The organism is Enterobacter sp. EC_64 (assembly GCF_019584165.1).
Lineage (GTDB): Bacteria > Pseudomonadota > Gammaproteobacteria > Enterobacterales > Enterobacteriaceae > Enterobacter > Enterobacter roggenkampii.
In genome coordinates this window covers 51,278-67,517 of record NZ_VDAS01000004.1, presented here as the reverse complement: position 1 = coordinate 67,517, position 16,240 = coordinate 51,278, and the positions used below count along the sequence as shown (strand labels likewise).

Sequence of the window (16,240 nt, the reverse complement as noted above, 5' to 3'; positions counted from 1 at the left end):
TTCCCCTTACAAAAAATCAGGCCTTGATGGCTTTCAATACATTGATCATTTCAAGCGCGGTCAGTGCAGCTTCTGCGCCTTTGTTACCGGCTTTGGTGCCAGCACGTTCGATGGCTTGTTCAATACTTTCGGTGGTCAGCACGCCGAACGCGACAGGAATTTCAGCATCCTGCGCAACGTGTGCCAGACCGTTGCTTGCACCGCCCGCAACGTATTCGAAGTGCGCAGTGCCGCCACGAATAACGGTACCCAGCGCAATCACCGCGTCATATTTACCGGTTTTCGCCAGCGCGCCCGCCGCCAGTGGCAGTTCGTAAGCGCCTGGAACCCAAACAACGGTAATGTTGTCATCTTTAACCTGGCCGATACGTTTCAGGGCGTCAACCGCACCTTCCAGCAGGCTATCGTTGATGAAGTTGTTGAAACGCGCAATGGTGATGGCGACGCGAGCGTCCGGGGTAGCTACAGCAGCTTCAATAATGTTCATACTCTTCCTTTACGGGTTCATTTGGCCCCGCAGGGGGGCGGATTTTATCATAATACTTTGCGCACTGCTTCCCTATTTCGGGAGCAATTACGCTGTCGTTAAGTGGAGGCAGACATCCGGACCTACCGGACGAATCTCGCTAAATTTGAGTTGTGGTGCATCGGCCAGTTTTTCAAGGCCGGGCAGCACAAACAGGCCGCGCGCGTCACTGCCCAACAGTTTAGGCGCAACGTAAACAAGCAGTTCATCTACCAGCCCCGCCTGAAGCAGCGCGCCGGCAAGCGTCGGGCCCGCTTCGACCCAGATGCTGTTCACCTGCTGCTTGCCGAGCAGCATCATCAGCACCACCAGATCCAGATGCCCGTTATGTTCCGGCACCGTAATGCTCCGTACGCCTTCCGGCCATGCGCGCGTATCTTCTTTGGTGCGCGCAATCCAGGTTTCCCCTGGCTGCTGGACGATGCGGTGCTCCGGCGTCACGCGGTTCTGGCTATCAATGACAATACGCAGCGGCTGACGCAGGTTCTCCTGCGGATAAAGCGCCTGGGTATCGGCATTCAGCTCGTCCCAGCGCACGGTCATGGCCGGATCGTCAGCCAGAACGGTTTCACTGCTGGTGAGGATAGCATGGCTTTGCGCGCGCAGACGTTGCACATCGCGCCTTGCCTGCTGCGACGTGATCCACTGGCTCTCGCCGTTTGCCATCGCCGTACGACCGTCCAGCGAGGCACCCAGCTTAAGCTGGATATACGGGAACCCGGTACGCATGCGCTTCAGGAAACCTTTGTTGAGCGCTTCCGCGTCCTGCATCATCAGGCCATGGCTGACGTCAATGCCTTCCTGCTGCAGACGATACAGACCACGTCCGGCCACCTGCGGATTCGGGTCCTGCATCGATGCAACCACGCGCGACACCCCCGCGGCAATCAGCGCGTCGCAGCACGGTGGCGTACGCCCGTGATGGCTGCAGGGCTCCAGCGTAACGTAGGCCGTCGCACCGCGCGCCTTCTCGCCGGCCATGCGCAGCGCATGAACCTCAGCATGCGGCTCGCCTGCACGATAGTGAAAGCCCTCCCCCACGATCTCGCCATCTTTAACGATAACGCACCCGACGTTCGGGTTGGGATGGGTCGTAAAACGACCGCGCTGCGCCAGCTTCATGGCTCGCGCCATGTACATCTCATCGTGCATGAGCTTAATCCTGTAAGCGGGCGATCTCTTCGCCAAACTCTTTGATATCTTCGAAGCTGCGGTAGACCGAGGCGAAGCGGATATAGGCGACCTTATCGAGCTTTTTCAGCTGCTCCATTACCAGGTTGCCGATCATCTTGCTGGGCACTTCACGCTCACCCAAACCACGAAGGTAAGATTTTATGTGGTTTAGCGCCATCTCCACGTCGTCCGCGCTGACGGGACGCTTTTCAAGGGCCTTCAGCATTCCGCTGCGCAGTTTCTCTTCGTTAAACGGCTCACGTACGTCGTTACTTTTAACCACGCGCGGCATGACCAGCTCTGCCACCTCAAAGGTCGTGAAACGCTCGTTACACACCAGACACTGCCGACGACGGCGCACTGAAGACCCTTCGCCCACAAGGCGAGAGTCGATGACTTTGGTATCCACAGCGGAGCAGAATGGGCAATGCATACGGTATCCCTGTTATCTGGTTAACTGATTTTCATTTTACCCTGAACTGGCCTGACAACAAAGGAAGAGCTTTTTGAGAAAAAGGATCTATGTCTGACACAATGATGCTGGCTACCATTAGGACGATCCGTTATTTCAAGGAAATAAACGCAATGACAAGACGTTACCTGAAAATATTGCTGGTGGGGAGCCTCTTCACCCTTAGCGCCTGTGCACAGCAAACCGAAGTCCGTCAGATGAAACAGAGCGTCAATACGCTCAATACGGCGATGGACAAGCTAAACAAAGAAACGGTGAAGATCACCCAGCAAAACGCGCTGAACGCGAAATCTACCAGCGGGGTGTACCTGCTGCCGGGGGCGAATACGCCTGCCCTGCTGAACAGCCAGATTGGCACGCTAAAAATGTCTCTGGTGAATGTGGCGGCGAATGCCGATGGTACTCGCGCAACATTACGCATCAAGGGAGAGTCCAACGATCCGCTTCCGGCCTTCAGCGGCACCGTCGAGTGGGGCCAGATCCAGGGCACCACGGAGAACTACCAGGAGGTGAACGTGAAGAATCAGCTCTTCACCGCCCCGGCCAGTGTTTTAGCACCCAGTGATGTGGATATTCCGCTTCAGTTAAGCGGCCTTACGCCGGAACAGTTAGGCTTTATCCGCATTCACGACATTCAACCCGCCGCGCAGTAATCCTCTTTTTTTAGCGGAGTGAAATGTCACTCCGCTAACATTTACATTTCGTATGGATTGGCAACATAAATGATTGCCGCTACAATCCCGGCCGTTTAAAGTACGCAAACGTGAACGCAATCGATTACGTGTATGAGAGATATGTGAAACAACACATATTTTTGTGAGCAGGGATTCCTATAATAGGCACCGCAGAAACACGAAATATTTAGAAACGCAATTCGCGCATTTTTCACTCCCGGAAGGGAATTTCAATCAGTGGCATGATTATGAAAAAAACATTACTCGCAGCTGGCGCCGTGCTGGCACTGTCCTCTTCTTTCACTGTTAACGCAGCGGAAAACGACAAACCACAATACCTCTCCGACTGGTGGCACCAGAGCGTTAACGTGGTCGGCAGCTACCACACGCGCTTTTCTCCGAAGCTGAACAACGACGTTTATCTGGAATACGAAGCGTTTGCTAAAAAAGACTGGTTTGATTTCTACGGCTACATCGATATTCCTAAGACCTTTGACTGGGGTAACGGTAACGACAAAGGTATTTGGTCCGACGGTTCCCCGATGTTCATGGAAATTGAACCGCGTTTCTCTATTGATAAACTGACGGGTACCGACCTGAGCTTTGGTCCGTTCAAAGAATGGTATTTCGCCAACAACTACATCTACGATATGGGTGATAACAAAGGCAGCCGTCAGAGCACCTGGTACATGGGTCTGGGTACAGACATCGACACAGGTCTGCCAATGGGGCTGTCTCTGAACGTGTATGCTAAATACCAGTGGCAGAACTATGGCGCTTCAAACGAAAATGAGTGGGATGGCTACCGTTTCAAAGTAAAATACTTTGTGCCAATCACTCAGGTTTGGGGTGGCCAGCTGACCTATATCGGCTTCACCAACTTCGACTGGGGCTCAGATCTGGGTGATGACAAGAACCGTACCAGCAACTCTATCGCGTCCAGCCACGTTCTGGCCCTGAACTATGATCACTGGCACTACTCTGTCGTCGCGCGTTATTTCCATAACGGCGGCCAGTGGAAAGGTGGGGATACCGTGAACTGGGGTGATGGTGACTTCACGTCTAAATCAACCGGTTGGGGTGGTTACCTGGTTGTAGGTTACAACTTCTAATCAGTGCGGGTTTCGCCCGGTGGCGCTACGCTTACCGGGCCTACGACCCAAATGTAGGCCGGGTAAGGCGTAGCCGCCACCCGGCTTTTTACTGCTTCACCTTGCGCAAAAAATCCGCCAAAGACCTGTCCGCACTTTCGCTAAACCGCCTCTCCGTAGCCACAATATTGAGGCATCTGTCGAGCCGAAAACAGCGATAGTCATCGCGCCGTTCACACCACGCCGCCAGCAGCCAGCGCTCTCCCCAGAAGAACAGCCCCAGCGGCTGAACCTCACGTTTAGACAGCTGTCCTGCTTCATCACGGTAATGCAGTGCCAGCACCTGCTGGGCGGAAATTGCCTGATGGATCCTGTCAAAATCGCTGCGGGAGTGGCTTTGCATGCAAAAATCCGGGGCGTAGATCCGCGTCTGCTCCGCCTTCCGACGACTCTCCTCGGGCAGGATAGCCAATACCTTCTCCTGCGCCGACTCGAGCTCGCGCGACAGCGATTCTCCGCCCCAGGTTTTGAGCAGGCGAATCGCGACGATCAGCGCCTCGGACTCCTTATTTGTCAGCATCAGCGGCGGCAGGTCAAAGCCCGACATGAGCCGATATCCGCTCCCCGCCTCACCTTCCACCGGCACGCCGGAAAGCGACAGGTCGCGGATATCGCGATAGACCGTACGCTCGGACACGCCAAGCCGGTCCGCCAGATGTGCTGCCGTTGTCAGACGCCTGCCCCGCAGGATCTGCACAATCTGAAACAAACGGTCAGCGCGTCGGGTCATATCTTTGTCCGCTCTCAGGCAGGTTGATGGAGGCCGACGCGGTTACCCTCGCTGTCGGTAAACAAGGCGATAGTGCCAATGCCATGCGGCAGTTCCAGCGGGCCAAACACGCACTCGCCGCCCGCAGAGGCGATGCGATCGAGCGTTGCCGCCAGATTGTCAGTATGCAGGTAAATAATAGCGCCCTGCAAAGACGGTGTAACGCCGTCAAATTTTGCCAGTGCGCCTCCGGTGGCGGGATCCTCATGCGGGAAAACCGCCAGCTCCGCACAGTCCATTTTCTCGCGACGCAGTGCAAGCTGCATCACCGGCTCATAAAATTTAATCGCGCGATCCATATCCGAGACCGGAATTTCAAACCAGTTAATGACGCTTTTCATACATCCTCCTGCCTGTTGTTTGGGTTCAGAAGGAGTCTACGACAGGGCTCCTGACAGCATACTGTCAGGAGTGTTTGTCAGGAGCAGATAAAAAAAATCCCGGTCAACAGACCGGGATTTTGATAACGCGCTAAACGTCGCCTTACGGCAGAATGGACGGCTGATCCGCCCCTTCTTTTTCGACTTTCTGCTGGAGCAGGTGCTCGCGCTTCATGCCGAGTTTCAGCGCCAGGGCGGACGCAACGTAGATAGACGACGCCGTACCGATGGTGACACCAATCAACATCGTCAGCGAGAAGCCTTCCAGAACCGGACCACCGAACAGGAACAGCATCAGGATCACCATCAGGGTGGTACCGGATGTGATCAAGGTACGGTGTAGCGTCTGGGTCAACGACACGTTAAAGATTTCGTACGGCGTACCGCGACGGATCTTACGGAAGTTTTCACGGATACGGTCAGATACCACGATACTGTCGTTCAGTGAGTAACCGATGACGGACATCAGGGATGCCACAATCGTCAGGTCAATCTCAATGTGGAACAGCGACAGTATGCCCATGGTGATCACCACGTCGTGCGCCAGAGCGATAACCACACCGGCCGCCAGTCGCCACTCAAAGCGGAAACCGACGTATACCAGGATGGAGATCAGCGCCACCAGCAGCGCCATCGCACCGGTCTGCGCCAGGTCAGCACCCACGCTTGGGCCGACGAACTCAATACGCTTAACCGCCGCGTTCTGGCTGGTTGTTTCGTTAATCACGCTAACAACCTTACTGCCCAGCTCCTGGCTGCCGTTGGCATCGTGCACCGGCGGCATACGCACCATGATGTCGCGGCTGCTGCCGAAGTTCTGCAGCAGCGGCTCTTCAAAGCCCGCTTTCTGCAGTGATTCGCGCATCTGGTCCATATCGACCGGTTTTTCCAGGGAGATTTCAATTACCGTACCACCGGTAAAATCGAGACCCCAGTTAAAGCCTTTCACGCCCATAATGACGATGGACAGAATCAGCAGGAAACCTGAAATGCCGAAGGCCCAGTAATCCCAGCGCATAAAGTCCCAGACTTTACGGCCGTGGTTCAATTGTTCAACAGTATATTCCTGTGCCACAACGCACTCCTCAGATAGACAGCTTTTTGACGCGCTTGCCGCCGTACAGCAGGTTCACGATGGCACGGGTGCCGACAATAGCGGTAAACATTGACGTTGCGACACCGATACCGGTTGTAATCGCAAAGCCTTTGATCGCGCCAGTACCCACTGCATACAGGATAAGAACCTTAATCAGTGTTGTTACGTTCGCATCGAAGATAGAGCTGAACGCGCCTTTATAACCTTCATCAATCGCCTGCTGAACAGAGCGACCGTTGCTCAACTCTTCTTTGATACGTTCGTTAATCAGTACGTTGGCGTCGACCGCCACCGCAAGGGTCAGAACGATACCCGCAATCCCCGGCATGGTCAGCGTCGCTCCCGGCAGCAGGGACATGATGCCGATAATCAGCACCAGGTTCGCGATCAGCGCGGAGGTCGCAATCAGACCAAACTTCTTATAGAAGAAGATCATGAACAGGATAGAGACCACCAGACCGGCCAGACACGCTTCCAGGCCCTGCTGGATGTTTTGCATACCCAGAGTTGGACCAATGGTACGTTCTTCAACAATCTGAATTGGCGCTATCAGCGCACCGGCACGCAGCAGCAGGGAGAGCTGACGCGCTTCGTTCGGGTTGTTAATACCGGTAATACGGAAGCTGTTACCCAGACGAGACTGGATATTGGCGATGTTAATCACCTCTTCCTCTTTCACCAGCACAGCACGGCCGTTTGCATCTTTCTTACCGCTGTCTTTGTACTCCACGAACAGGGTCGCCATCGGTTTACCGATGTTGTCCTTGGTGAAGTTAGACATGATGTTACCACCCGCGCTATCCAGCGAGATGTTAACCTGCGGCTGGTTGTATTCATCCTGGCTCGACGTGGAGTCGGTGATGTGGTCACCGGTCAGAATCACGCGTTTGTACAGCACAACCGGCTGACCTTCGCGGGTCTGTTTCACTTCGGAGTCACCCGGAATACGGCCAGAAGCGGCAGCAGACTGGTCAACGTTGGTATTCACCAGACGGAATTCCAGCGTTGCGGTCGCACCGAGAATCTCTTTCGCACGCGCGGTGTCCTGGATACCCGGCAGTTCAACCACGATACGGTCAGCCCCCTGACGCTGTACCAGCGGCTCGGCCACGCCCAGTTGGTTTACACGGTTACGCAGAATGTTGATGTTCTGCTGAACGGCATATTCACGCGCTTCTTTCAGGCGCGCATCGGTCATCACCGCGCGCAGCTGGTTGCTGCCCTGCGAGGAGATCACCAGGTCACGGTGACGTTGGGTCAGGTAATCTACAGCCTGATCGCGCGCCGCGCTGTCGCGGAACGTGATGCTCATGCCGTAGTTATCTTCTTTACGCACGGTGGTGTAAGCGATGCCTTTATCACGCAGATCGCTGCGCAGGCTGTCGATATTCTGTTCCTGCAGCTTGCCGAGCGCGGTATCCATATCCACCTCCATCAGGAAGTGAACGCCACCACGCAGGTCAAGACCGAGTTTCATTGGCTCTGCATTCATCGCAGCCAGCCAACGCGGGGTTGCAGGGGCAAGGTTAAGCGCCACGACGTATTTATCACCCAGCACGCCCATCAGCGCTTCACGTGCGCGGAGCTGCGTGTCGGTGGTGTCGAAGCGAGCAAGAATTGCGCCCTCTTCCAGTGCCACAGACTTAGCGGTAATTTTTTCTTCTTGTAACGTTTTCTGGACCTGGATCAGCGTTTGCTCACTGGCGGCGACACCGCGCGCGCCAGTGATTTGAACAGCCGGATCCTCACCATACAGGTTGGGAAGCGCGTACAGCAGGCCGACGAGAATCACGACGACCAGCATGATGTACTTCCACAAAGGATAACGGTTTAACACGGCAGTTCCCTTTGGGAAAAGTTGGGATTACAGCGCCTTCATGGTGCCTTTCGGCAGAACGGCAGCTACGAAGTCACGTTTGATGACCACTTCAGTGGTGTCGTTCAGGGCGATTGCAATGTAGCCACTTTCAGCCACTTTGGTTACGCGACCGACCAGACCACCGTTGGTCAGCACTTCATCGCCTTTCGCGATGGAGTCCATCAGCTTTTTGTGCTCTTTGGTGCGCTTCTGCTGTGGGCGCAGGATCATGAAATAGAAGATCAGACCGAACACAACCAGCATCAGAATCAGAGACATTGGGCTGCCCTGCGCTGGAGCGCCTGTTGCTGCTACCGCATCAGAAATAAAAAAGCTCATTCAAATTCCCTCATTATTAAAATTAATCAACGTTCAACGGTGGAACATCCCGCCCCTGACGTTGGTAGAAATCGGTCACGAAGCTCTCTAATTTACCCTCTTCGATAGCCTTACGTAAACCAGCCATTAAGCGCTGATAATAACGAAGATTATGAATGGTATTGAGACGCGCGCCCAAAATCTCGTTGCAACGATCGAGATGATGCAGGTACGCGCGAGAATAATTGCGACAGGTATAGCAATCGCACTCGGAATCGAGCGGGCTGGTGTCACTCTTATGCTTCGCGTTACGGATTTTCACCACGCCATCGGTAACGAACAGATGGCCGTTACGCGCGTTGCGGGTTGGCATGACGCAGTCGAACATATCAATGCCGCGGCGTACGCCTTCAACCAGATCTTCCGGTTTGCCCACGCCCATCAGGTATCGTGGTTTATCCGCCGGGATTTGCGGGCAGACGTGCTCCAGAATGCGGTGCATGTCTTCCTTCGGCTCACCCACAGCCAAACCGCCGACAGCGTAGCCATCAAAACCTATCTCTACCAGACCTTTAACAGAGATATCGCGTAAATCTTCGTAAACGCTGCCCTGGATAATGCCGAACAGCGCATTTTTGTTCTGCAGGGAGTCAAAACGGTCACGGCTACGCTTCGCCCAGCGCAGAGACATCTCCATGGAACGCTTGGCGTAGTCCCAGTCGGCCGGATACGGCGTGCATTCGTCGAAGATCATCACGATGTCAGAACCGAGATCGTACTGAATCTCCATTGATTTTTCGGGATCGAGGAAAATCGGATCGCCGTTGATCGGGTTACGGAAGTGAACGCCCTGCTCGGTGATCTTGCGGATATCGCCCAGGCTGAAGACCTGGAAACCGCCGGAGTCGGTCAGGATAGGGCCTTTCCACTGCATGAAGTCGTGCAGGTCGCCGTGGAGCTTCATGATCTCCTGACCCGGACGCAGCCACAGGTGGAAGGTATTGCCGAGGATAATCTGCGCGCCCGTGGCTTCAACTTCTTCCGGCGTCATCCCTTTTACGGTGCCGTAAGTGCCCACAGGCATAAACGCGGGGGTTTCCACCACGCCGCGATCAAACACCAGGCGACCGCGGCGCGCGCGACCGTCGGTGGTATCGAGTTCAAATTTCATTTTTTCTCCGACGTCAGAAAAACAGTCCAACGTTGTAAAACGGTGCCGCGGACTTATTCCCCGACACGCTCATTCAAAGCCTGCGGATTGTACGTGATAAACATCGCGTCCCCGTAGCTAAAAAAGCGATATTTTTGTTCTACCGCAGACTTGTAGGCATTCATCGTATGCTGATACCCCGCGAACGCGGAGACCAGCATAATCAGCGTCGATTCAGGCAGATGGAAGTTGGTCACCAGCGCGTCAATCACTTTGTACTGGTAACCCGGGTAGATAAAGATCTGCGTATCGCCAAAGAACGGCTCAATCAACTCGCTTTTCGCGGCCTGCGCGGCGCTCTCCAGCGAGCGCACCGACGTCGTACCGACCGCCACGACGCGGCTACCGCGCGCTTTCGCCGCCAGCACCGCGTCCACGACATCCTGCGGCACTTCAGCATACTCAGAGTGCATGATGTGGTCTTCAATGCTGTCCACGCGCACCGGCTGGAAGGTTCCCGCCCCGACGTGCAGCGTTACAAACGCCATCTCAATGCCTTTCGCGCGCAGTTTTTCCAGCAGCGGTTCATCAAAGTGCAGGCCTGCCGTCGGGGCCGCGACCGCGCCAGGCTTCTGGCTGTAGACGGTCTGGTACAGCTCGCGGTCAGCCTCTTCGTCCGGACGCTCAATGTACGGCGGCAGCGGCATGTGGCCGATGGCGTTCAGAATATCGAGCACCGTGCGCTCGTCGTTGAACTCCACCTCGAACAGCGCGTCGTGGCGCGCGGTCATGGTCGCCTTGATGCTCTCGTCATCGCCCAGCAGCAGCTCCGCGCCCGGCTTTGGCGCTTTGGATGCGCGAATATGTGCCAGAATACGTTTATCATCGAGCATACGTTCGACCAGCACTTCAATCTTGCCGCCGCTGGCCTTACGGCCGAACAGGCGCGCCGGGATCACGCGGGTATTGTTAAAGACCAGCAGATCGCCAGGGTTGAGCTTGTCGAGCAAATCGGTGAAAGTACCGTGCGTCAGCTCGCCCGTTGGCCCATCCAGTGACAGCAAACGACAGCTGCTGCGCTCAGGCATGGGATAGTGAGCAATCAGGGATTCAGGTAGTTCAAAGGAGAAATCGGCGACGCGCATGACGTATACTCGTGACTTAAAAACAGGCGGCATAGTCTAGTGCTCACACCCTTTTGCTGCAACAACTAGCCGCCCCCGGACAAATAAAACGCATGAATTTTCTCGCTCACCTGCATCTCGCTCACCTCGCTGACAGCTCCCTGTCCGGCAATTTGCTGGCCGATTTCGTACGCGGCAACCCCGCGGAAGCGTACGCCCCTGAGGTTGTCGACGGGATTTTTATGCACCGCCGCATCGACGTGCTGACGGATAAGCTGCCGGAAGTGACGGAAGCCAAAGCGTGGTTTCGGCCGGAAACGCGACGCGTCGCACCGATCACGCTTGATGTGATGTGGGACCATTTCCTGTCGCGCCACTGGGCACAGCTCTCGCCGGAGCTTCCCCTGCCGGAATTTGTGCGTTATGCCCATCAGCAGGTGTCGATCATTCTGCCCGACTCGCCGCCGCGCTTTGTGAATCTGAATAACTACCTGTGGTCAGAGCGCTGGCTGGAGCGCTATCGCGAGATGGATTTCATTCAGCACGTGTTGAATGGGATGGCGAGCCGTCGCCCGCGCCTGGATGCGCTGCGGGATTCCTGGTATGACCTGGATGAACATTACGATGCGCTGGAGACCCGCTTCTGGCGGTTTTACCCGCGCATGATGGCGCAGGCGAAAAACAAACAGCTCTGACAGAATTCGTATTGATAGGTAAAAGCTGGCGGAACGATTGTCACCACCTCTTTGTCTTATCCATGAACACTCTCTATACTGGCTCGCGTTGCGTTCCAAATAACCTTAGTATCTACAGGAGAATCATATGGTTCTGGTAACTCGTCCGGCTCCGGATTTTACAGCTGCAGCAGTTCTGGGCAACGGTGAAATCGTTGAAAACTTCAACTTCAAACAGCACACCAACGGTAAAGCGACCGTTCTGTTCTTCTGGCCAATGGACTTCACTTTCGTTTGCCCGTCTGAGCTGATCGCGTTCGACAAACGTTATGAAGAATTCCAGAAGCGTGGCGTAGAAGTGGTTGGCGTCTCCTTCGACTCTGAGTTTGTACACAACGCATGGCGTAACACCCCTGTCGACAAAGGCGGCATCGGTGCGGTGAAATACGCAATGGTTGCGGACATCAAACGCGAAATCCAGCAGGCTTACGGTATCGAACATCCGGACGCTGGCGTTGCGCTGCGCGGTTCCTTCCTGATCGACGCGAACGGCATCGTTCGTCACCAGGTTGTGAACGATCTGCCGCTGGGTCGTAACATCGACGAAATGCTGCGCATGGTTGACGCGCTGCAGTTCCACGAAGAGCACGGCGAAGTGTGCCCGGCTCAGTGGGAAAAAGGTAAAGAAGGTATGGCTGCTTCCCCAGACGGCGTAGCTAAATACCTGTCTGAGAACGTATCCAGCCTGTAATCGGCACGGTTTACGAGAAAGGCCCGCTTATGCGGGCCTTTTTTTATGCCTTGCGCTGCGTTTCCCGCCAGATGCGCCAGGCCATGCCCGCCAGCAGGAGCACGCCCGCGATCAGCACGCCCCACACCAGCAGGGCGTTCATCCAGCTCGCCCGCTCGCCTGCAGAGGTGGCGTTTAGCCGCCCCTCACCGCCCAACGCGACATCATCCAGAATATCGGCCTGCGGCAGGTTCGCCATATCATAGGTCTTGCGCAGATCGGCTGGGATCAGCATGTCAGGTTCCACCTGTGCAGGCTTTGCGGCGCCGTTGCCCCAGGCGAGCACGTACGGCGCTTTACCCTGCGCGTTGAACACCAGGTCATAGCGGTCGCGATGCCCCGTGACGCTCGGCAGGTATTCTGGCAGACGCGCATTCAGCGTCGTGATTTTCACGGCCTGCACCAGGTCCCCGTTAAGCGAAACCGGTCCGGATGTTTTCTCCTCCAGGCGGTAAATCACCTCTTTTTTCAGGGGATGCCATGTGTCTTTTTCCGTACGCCGCCACGCGATCTCCACGGGAAGGACGCCATCGCCGTTCAGCGAGATGCTAACAGCGCTCAGCGGCTGCGGACGCGTCCAGCGCCACTGCGCTTCGGTTGTCGATAACTGCTCCCCTTCCCCCTCAAGATTGATCTCTTCCGGGGCCGCCTGCGCAGGTGCGCTGATTGCGTTTACGCCGGTCAACGTTACCCCCTGGCTCTGCGTATTCAGCACCACCATGAAATAGCGATTCGCCTCGGGAGATAAAACCGTGTCGGTATCGATCCGATCGAGCTTAAGGCGATCCTGGCCGCTGGCGACGTCCAGCAGCGGCATATCTTCGCGAAGGGTATACCAGCGCTTAAGATCCTCGCTGTAATAGACCGACGCCGTTCCCTGCCACGGCGTCTGCGGGGTATTCCAGAGCAGCTGCAGCTGGGATATGGCCAGCTCACCCGTCGTCTGCTCCGGCAAGCTCAGCAGGTAATGTTGCCCGGCTGCGGCGGCTTTTTGCCCCTCCAGCACAATCTCAACGCCGTTTCGGGAACGGAGCCGGATCTTATCGCTGTCACCGGCGTCTGAGGCAGCCGCGAGCGGCGAGGCATCCAGCGGAAAGAGGCGCAGCGCCGTGGACTGCACTGTGGCCTGCGGGCGCGTCGCGGCGATCAGGCTAAAGGGAACCGGCTCACCCGACTGGTTAAAGACGCGAACATCATGCAGATCCGCGGATGTGCTCTGCTCATAGACGGCAAGCGGCAGCATCACTCGATACCACCGGGAAGGAACGGACGTGTCGAGTGAACGACCAAAGGCGTAGTCCCGTGGCGATTCCGTTGGTACTTCGTCGCAGAACGCCGGGCCGGAAAGCGCCAGCAGCGCGGTACACGCTACCGCTTTCATCCATTTCATTTTTCATCTCCTGTTTTTGGCGGTAGCGGCGAGAAATAGCCCACGATCAGCACCAGTATCGCCACGCCGATAAACGCCACCGCGCGCGACAGACCGCCTCCGCCCGCGCTGTCCACCAGCATCAGCTTAACCATCACCACACCCAGCAGCGCGGCCCCGCAGAGCCACTCCTGCCGGGAAGCCCGACGGGTGGCATGGATCATGACCACCAGCGCACTCAGCATCCAGAACAGGGCAAAGCTGGTCTGGATAAGCCGCGAATCCCACAGCGATGCCATATTCCAGGCCACGTCGCCGTACCAGGCCAGGGCGCGCATCAGCGCACCGTTCAGCCACCAGAAGCCAAACGCCATGAGCGCGACGGCTGGCCACGGGCGCGCTTGCGCAAGCAATGCCGGGTAGTAGCGGTCCACCGCCCGATAAAAGACCACCAGCCCCAGCAACGCGAACGCTGCGCCTTCCTCAAGCGGGTTTACCAGCGGGAGCCAGGTTTGACGATAGACCACGCCGTCCTGGAAATTGGTCACCACCAGCAATACCAGCAGCGCCACGACGGCAGGGATCGGTGCCAGACACGCATAGAGCGCAGGCCATTCCCGGAACGGCCACGCGCGACGCCGTACCGCAGCAGAGAGCGCCATAATCACCCCGCCGCCTGCGGCCATCGCTAATCCGCTGCCCCAGGCCGCCATGCCCCACGGCAGAGACCGGGCAAACCAGTAAAGCTCGGCGGCCAGCGCCAGTAAAATCATCCAGCACAGCGACAGGTGTAGCCCCATCGCGATACGCGGCAGAACCCTTTCACCATCGCGCCGCAACAGCATCAGCGCGGCAGGAAGCGCAACGCACCAGGCCAGGTTTGACCAGCCGGCGGCAACGATCTGCTGATGCCAGATCTGATACCCCACCATCAGCAGCATAACCGGCCACAGCAGCCATTTGCTGGCGTCCAGCTCTCGCCACGCCAGACGAGCGGCCACCTGCCGCCAGCCCCAGACCGACGCCGCCGTCAGCGCCAGCACGCCCGCCAGAATCGGTAATTCTTTCGTAAGTACAAGCTGCGACGCACCCAGCTGCGCTACCAGCCAGAACAGCAGCCCGCCTGCCAGCAGCGCCCAGCTGACCGGCAGAAAAAGAGTCCGCCACAGCCAGGCCGCTGCCAGCCAGCAAAGGCTGAGGATGGCGAAGATAAGGAGCAGGCTCAGCGACGTAACGCCGTCCGTTTGCGCCCACAGCGCGCTGCCGAGGGCCAGCACCAGCAGCGCCGTACCGCTATAGCTCATGCGCCGCTGGTGCTGCTGCACGCCCAGCCAGAGAATACCCAGCCCCTCCAGCGCCCAGGCCATTGCCGTCCAGCGCGCCGACAGCGCCAGCGGAATGGCGAGCGTGGCGAACCCGCCGCCGATCGCCAGTGCAGCCATGACCAGCGGCCGTCCGAGGGAGGGATAGCGCCGCAGCGCGAGGTATGCGAGGGTGAGATAAAATGCGCCGTATCCCAGCGCGCTCAGCGCCGGGCCATATTCCCAGTGCTGCGTCATACCATACTGCATCCCGAAGCCGATCAGCGGCGGGGCAAACAGCAGCACGCCGTCAACGATCTGCTTCCCTTTCTCCTGCGCCCGCAGCGACAGCGCCACGCTCAGCACGCCGAAAATCAGCGTATTGGCAATCAGGAACAGCTGGCAGATCCAATAGTCTTCAGGCTGGTAATCACTCAGCCCCCACAGGCCGCCCACGCCGAACGTGAACAGCAGCCCGAGCAGGTTCAGCTCGCGCCAGTGCTGCCAGATGCTGATGGCAAGAATGCCGATGGACAGCAGGAGATAGAAAGAGAACAGCGCGACAAAGCTGCCGCCCCCGGTAGACAACAGCAACGGCGCAAGGTAGCCGCCGAGGCTCGCCAGCATGGCAAGGCTCAGCGCCTTCTGCAGCACCGCCAGCCCGACGCTCGCCGCGCAGATCACCACCAGCAGCGCAAAGGCCAGCGTCATCGGCAGCATTTGCCAGAGCCGGAAGGCGCCAAACACCGTCAGGTAAAGCACCCCGGTCGCCCCGCCCTGGAGGATCAGCGCATAGACCCGCTGCCTGTGCCGTAGCCGCCACCCAATCGCCAGCAGAACAACGGCAAACAGCGCCGCTGCCACGAGGCGCAGCTCAAGCGGGAACAGGGAATGTTCGACGGTATAGCGCAGCAGGAAAGAGAGGCCGAGGAAGAGCAGCAGAATGCCCAGCTTCGCCAGCGGATTGCCCTGCATGAACCAGCGCGCCAGCGACGTCAGGATGCCGCCAAAGGCTGAAGGCTGTTTTGCCGCAGGGGTCGGGGCCTGAGAAGAAGCGGGTTCTGCCACCGCTGCGGGAATATCGGGTCGCCAGGGGTCGACAGGCGCGAGAGCGTCCTCCACCACTGGCGCGGTAATTGCCTCCGGCGCGGCGGTCTGCACCGGTTCCGACGCGTTCTCAGGCACGCCGCGCTGCTCAAGCGCCTCTATGCGCTGGCGTAGCCGGGCGATCTCCTGCTGCGCCGCCGTACTGCGATTAAACCCGATAACCGCAAGCACGGGCGCAACCAGCAGCGCAAAAACCAGGAATAAACAGCCAAGGATGTAAAGCTCGTCCATGTTTCCACCTTCACCGTAAACGATCCGTTAAGATTGACACAAATCGTTGCATTTGCGCCATCTTAAAAGGTGGAAAC

General features: G+C 57.2%; 16 protein-coding genes. 4 read left to right on the top strand and 12 right to left on the bottom strand.

Annotated elements, in window-relative coordinates; translation table 11 throughout:
* Positions 1-16 precede the first annotated feature (16 nt).
* From ribE to nrdR, 3 genes are all read right to left on the bottom strand, one after another.
* The gene (gene ribE, locus FHC52_RS04460; RefSeq protein ID WP_003859098.1) at positions 17-487 is read right to left on the bottom strand and encodes a 6,7-dimethyl-8-ribityllumazine synthase; all 471 of its coding nucleotides are present in this window, start codon (positions 485-487) and stop codon (positions 17-19) included.
* A gap of 87 nt (positions 488-574) precedes the next feature.
* On the bottom strand, positions 575-1,678 hold the full coding sequence (gene ribD / locus FHC52_RS04455; protein WP_126288726.1) for a bifunctional diaminohydroxyphosphoribosylaminopyrimidine deaminase/5-amino-6-(5-phosphoribosylamino)uracil reductase RibD: 1,104 nt from the start codon (positions 1,676-1,678) through the stop codon (positions 575-577).
* A 4-nt stretch (positions 1,679-1,682) separates the two neighbouring features.
* Entirely contained in the window at positions 1,683-2,132 is a 450-nt protein-coding gene (gene nrdR / locus FHC52_RS04450) for a transcriptional regulator NrdR (protein WP_008503337.1), read from the bottom strand.
* Positions 2,133-2,284: 152 nt separating this feature from the next.
* On the opposite strand from nrdR, the gene FHC52_RS04445 reads away from it, so the two are divergent.
* Both FHC52_RS04445 and FHC52_RS04440 read left to right on the top strand, forming a co-directional pair.
* Complete coding sequence (locus tag FHC52_RS04445) at positions 2,285-2,824, top strand: DUF3251 domain-containing protein (RefSeq protein WP_008503338.1); 540 nt, start codon at positions 2,285-2,287, stop codon at positions 2,822-2,824.
* Positions 2,825-3,093: 269 nt separating this feature from the next.
* Positions 3,094-3,957, top strand: coding sequence for a nucleoside-specific channel-forming protein Tsx (locus FHC52_RS04440; RefSeq protein ID WP_028015691.1), 864 nt, complete (start codon positions 3,094-3,096; stop codon positions 3,955-3,957).
* An 88-nt stretch (positions 3,958-4,045) separates the two neighbouring features.
* On the opposite strand, the gene FHC52_RS04435 is transcribed toward FHC52_RS04440, so the two are convergent.
* The 7 genes from FHC52_RS04435 to queA all read right to left on the bottom strand — a co-directional run bounded on the left by FHC52_RS04435 (position 4,046) and on the right by queA (position 10,712).
* Positions 4,046-4,726: a YafY family protein gene (locus tag FHC52_RS04435; RefSeq protein ID WP_058655077.1), complete on the bottom strand. Its 681-nt coding sequence runs from the start codon at positions 4,724-4,726 to the stop codon at positions 4,046-4,048.
* Positions 4,727-4,740: 14 nt separating this feature from the next.
* The gene (locus tag FHC52_RS04430) at positions 4,741-5,106 is read right to left on the bottom strand and encodes a VOC family protein (RefSeq protein ID WP_008503341.1); all 366 of its coding nucleotides are present in this window, start codon (positions 5,104-5,106) and stop codon (positions 4,741-4,743) included.
* Positions 5,107-5,248: 142 nt separating this feature from the next.
* Positions 5,249-6,220: a protein translocase subunit SecF gene (gene secF / locus FHC52_RS04425; RefSeq protein WP_008503342.1), complete on the bottom strand. Its 972-nt coding sequence runs from the start codon at positions 6,218-6,220 to the stop codon at positions 5,249-5,251.
* Between the two features lie 10 nt (positions 6,221-6,230).
* Entirely contained in the window at positions 6,231-8,078 is a 1,848-nt protein-coding gene (gene secD, locus FHC52_RS04420) for a protein translocase subunit SecD (RefSeq protein ID WP_021241665.1), read from the bottom strand.
* 27 nt (positions 8,079-8,105) lie between these two features.
* The gene (yajC, locus tag FHC52_RS04415) at positions 8,106-8,438 is read right to left on the bottom strand and encodes a preprotein translocase subunit YajC (protein ID WP_000007630.1); all 333 of its coding nucleotides are present in this window, start codon (positions 8,436-8,438) and stop codon (positions 8,106-8,108) included.
* 22 nt (positions 8,439-8,460) lie between these two features.
* A complete protein-coding gene (gene tgt / locus FHC52_RS04410; RefSeq protein ID WP_003859110.1) occupies positions 8,461-9,588 on the bottom strand; it encodes a tRNA guanosine(34) transglycosylase Tgt in 1,128 nt (375 codons plus the stop codon).
* 53 nt (positions 9,589-9,641) lie between these two features.
* A complete protein-coding gene (gene queA / locus FHC52_RS04405) occupies positions 9,642-10,712 on the bottom strand; it encodes a tRNA preQ1(34) S-adenosylmethionine ribosyltransferase-isomerase QueA (protein WP_008503345.1) in 1,071 nt (356 codons plus the stop codon).
* Positions 10,713-10,804: 92 nt separating this feature from the next.
* Between queA and acpH the strand changes: the two genes are divergently transcribed.
* Together acpH and FHC52_RS04395 are read left to right on the top strand one after the other, a co-directional pair.
* Positions 10,805-11,386, top strand: coding sequence for an ACP phosphodiesterase (gene acpH, locus FHC52_RS04400; RefSeq protein WP_220419929.1), 582 nt, complete (start codon positions 10,805-10,807; stop codon positions 11,384-11,386).
* A 127-nt stretch (positions 11,387-11,513) separates the two neighbouring features.
* Positions 11,514-12,116, top strand: coding sequence for a peroxiredoxin (locus tag FHC52_RS04395; RefSeq protein WP_008503347.1), 603 nt, complete (start codon positions 11,514-11,516; stop codon positions 12,114-12,116).
* A 43-nt stretch (positions 12,117-12,159) separates the two neighbouring features.
* Here the strand turns inward: FHC52_RS04395 and FHC52_RS04390 are convergent, their stop codons facing one another.
* Together FHC52_RS04390 and FHC52_RS04385 are read right to left on the bottom strand one after the other, a co-directional pair.
* A complete protein-coding gene (locus tag FHC52_RS04390; RefSeq protein WP_220419928.1) occupies positions 12,160-13,545 on the bottom strand; it encodes a DUF3999 domain-containing protein in 1,386 nt (461 codons plus the stop codon).
* Complete coding sequence (locus FHC52_RS04385) at positions 13,542-16,163, bottom strand: DUF2339 domain-containing protein (RefSeq protein ID WP_126288724.1); 2,622 nt, start codon at positions 16,161-16,163, stop codon at positions 13,542-13,544. Before FHC52_RS04385 ends, FHC52_RS04390 begins: the two co-directional genes overlap by 4 nt.
* Positions 16,164-16,240 lie beyond the last annotated feature (77 nt).